The sequence below is a fragment of the Dietzia sp. SYD-A1 genome, assembly GCF_015356725.1.
Classification (GTDB): domain Bacteria; phylum Actinomycetota; class Actinomycetes; order Mycobacteriales; family Mycobacteriaceae; genus Dietzia.
Window position 1 is genome coordinate 1 of sequence record NZ_JADDKI010000596.1, and the last position, 2,635, is coordinate 2,635.

At 69.5% G+C, this 2,635-nt stretch carries 1 protein-coding gene and 1 pseudogene; both read right to left on the reverse strand.

Features of this window, described 5'->3' with window-relative positions; all coding sequences use genetic code 11:
- Window positions 1-626: pseudogene (locus IY392_RS17540) on the reverse strand (hypothetical protein); the annotation flags it as partial.
- Window positions 627-636: 10 nt separating this feature from the next.
- Window positions 637-2,478 (reverse strand): maltose alpha-D-glucosyltransferase, encoded by a 1,842-nt coding sequence (gene treS, locus IY392_RS17545; RefSeq protein ID WP_228549585.1) that lies wholly within the window; start codon window positions 2,476-2,478, stop codon window positions 637-639.
- Between the last annotated feature and the right edge of the window lie 157 nt (window positions 2,479-2,635).

Below are 2,635 nucleotides of genomic sequence, written 5' to 3' on the forward strand. Positions count from 1 at the left end.
GCCCCGCCCCCGTCGGCCCCGTTCCCGTCGACCTCGTCGTCGTCGAGTTCCACCCAGCCCCGAAGCGAGGCGACGGCGGGGCACTGCCGGTCAGCCAGCGCGGCGTGGAGCTCCACGTCGGGGTTCAGGCCGGGTTGGACCAGTCGGAACACCTTGACCATGAGATCGTCGCCGAACACCAGGGACGAGTTGGACTGTTCGCCCTCGAGCAGCCTCCCGCGGACGGGCTCAGGGGCCGGGGCACCCTCCACCAGGCGGAATCGCAGACCCCCCACGAGGTCCTGCGCGGCCAGGTGGGTCACGAGTGACTCGGTCCCGCGCGGGTCGCGCAGTCCGTCGTAGACGACCGGTGAGGCGCCCTCCGGGGTCAGGGGGAGCGTCCGGCGGTCGTCGGGCAGGGACTCCGCGGTGGCCAGCGGGACCTGGTAGCGCTGCGGTCGGCCGTCCACCTCCACGTCCACCAGCACGTGCTCCACCAGGACGTCCTCGTGGTCCAGCAGGACCGCGCGCCGGGCGATCCGCACCGCGGACAGGCGCCGGCCCTTGCCCGCGAACCACCGCTGCGCGGGAAGCCAGTCGGTCAGCAGGGTGACCATGGTGTCGTCGTCGACCGGGGGGATGCTCATGGCGTGCCTCTCATGCCGGTGTCTCGGTGGGACTGCGCAGTTCCAGCCAGTAGAAGCCGTACCCGGGGAGGGTGAGCTGATACGGGTCGGCGTCGATCTCGGGGAACGGGACGCCGCCGGTGAGCTCGGTGGGTCGGCGGCCGGCGAACTCGGACAGGTCCAGACGCACGGCCTGCGGGAACCGCGAGAGGTTGTTGACGCACAGGATCACGTCCGCCTGCGGGTCCTCCTCGGGGGACCCCATCGTCCGGAGGTAGGCCAGGATGCTCGGGTTGGACCCACCCAGGTCGACGAACTCACCGCGTCCGAACGCGGGGTGGCTCTTGCGCACGTGGATCATGCGACGCGTCCAGTGCAGCAGGCTGGCGGTGGAGTTGAGCTGCGCCTCCACGTTGACCCCCTGGTACCCGTACTGCGGGTCCATGATCACCGGAAGGTACAGCCGGCCCGGGTCGCAGCGGGAGAAGCCGGCGTTGCGGTCGGGGCTCCACTGCATGGGTGTGCGGACGGCGTCACGGTCGCCGAGCCAGATGTTGTCGCCCATCCCGATCTCGTCGCCGTAGTAGAGCACCGGCGACCCGGGCAGGCTGAGCAGCAGCGCCGAGAACAGTTCCAACTGGTTGTGGTCGCCATCGAGGAGCGGGGCCAGGCGCCGCCGGATGCCGATGTTGGCCTTCATCCGTGGGTCCTTGGCGTACTCGGCGTACATGTAGTCGCGTTCCTCGTCCGTGACCATCTCGAGCGTCAGCTCGTCGTGGTTGCGCAGGAAGATGCCCCACTGCGCCGAGGAGGGGATGTCGGGGGTGTGCGCGAGGATCTCGGTGACCGGGAACCGGGACTGGCGCCGCACCGCCATGAAGATCCGCGGCATCAGCGGGAAGTGGAAGGCCATGTGGCACTCGTCGCCCACCTCGGGCTCGCCGAAGTACTCGACCACGTCCTCGGGCCACTGGTTGGCCTCGGCCAGCAGGACCCGCCCGGGGTACTCCTCGTCCACCACCGCCCGGCACCTGCGGAGGAACTCGTGGGTCTCCGGCAGGTTCTCGCAGTTGGTGCCGTCGCGCTCGAAGAGGTACGGCACGGCGTCCAGTCGGAACCCGTCGATCCCCAGGTCCAGCCAGAAGCGCAGGACGTCGATCATCGCGTCCTGGACCTCGGGATTGTCGTAGTTGAGGTCGGGCTGGTGGGAGAAGAAGCGGTGCCAGTAGAACTGCCCCCGCACCGGGTCGTAGGTCCAGTTGGACGTCTCGGTGTCGACGAAGATGATGCGGGCGTCCGGGTACCGGGTGTCGTCGTCGGACCACACGTAGAAGTCCCCGTACGGCCCGGTGGGGTCGGAGCGCGACTCGGTGAACCAGGCGTGGGTGTCGGAGGTGTGGTTCATCACCAGGTCGGTGATCACCCGGATGCCCCGCTGGTGGGCCTGGTCGAGGAATTCGACGAAGTCCTCGACGGTGCCGAACTCGGGCAACACGGCGCGGAAATCGCGGATGTCGTATCCGCCGTCGCGCAGCGGCGAGTCGTAGAACGGCGGCAGCCACAAACAGTCCACCCCGAGCCACTCGAGGTAGTCGAGCTTCTCCGTGAGCCCGCGCAGGTCTCCGGTGCCGTTGCCGTCCGAGTCGTTGAACGCCCTGACCAGGACCTCGTAGAAGACCGCGGACTTGTACCAGTCTCGATCGATCTCGAGCTCGGCCGCGTGCCGGTAGCTGTCGGCGCTGGGCTCGACCACGTGCCCGTCGTCGGTGAGCTCGGGCTCCGCGTGCCGGGGATCGGGGTGCCGGGGATCGGACGGGTGCGGGTCGGCCTGGTGTGGGTCGGCATGAAGTTGGTCAGCCCGGTGGCGCGACATCGGAGACATGGGGGCGAGCCTACGGGCCAGTACGATCCGTTGCATGTGGAAAACCGGCCCGACGGAGCGCATCCGCGGCCTGAGGAGCGTGGATCCCGCGCGGTCGTACCGCGGGCGGCACGGCCGCCGGGCGCGCGCGCTCGCGGCGCTGTTGGAC